The following is a 243-nucleotide window of genomic DNA, read 5'->3' on the forward strand; positions in this document are numbered from 1 at the left end:
TGCAAAACCAACCGTCTCCGCTGATTCTCACTTTCGGCGTTTCCGACCCCGTCGGCGCGCTGGGTGTGCAGGCAGACCTCGCCACCTTCGCCGCCCATGGCTGCCACGCCCTCACCGTTACCACCGCCCTGCTGGTGGGCGACAGCGCGCGCGTCGAAGACCTGCACGAAATCGTCGTCGGGTGGAGGGCCGCCCAGGCGCGCGTGGTGCCCGGGGACATGCCGGTCGCCGCGGTCAAGGTCT

Annotated in this window: 1 protein-coding gene; it reads left to right on the forward strand. The window is 69.5% G+C overall.

Annotation, left to right across the window (positions count from 1 at the left end):
- Positions 1–243: bifunctional hydroxymethylpyrimidine kinase/phosphomethylpyrimidine kinase (locus tag KVT32_RS31220; RefSeq protein ID WP_217619549.1), on the forward strand; the 243-nt coding region annotated here is incomplete at both ends.

The organism is Achromobacter sp. GbtcB20 (assembly GCF_019091095.1).
GTDB lineage: Bacteria > Pseudomonadota > Gammaproteobacteria > Burkholderiales > Burkholderiaceae_B > Achromobacter > Achromobacter mucicolens.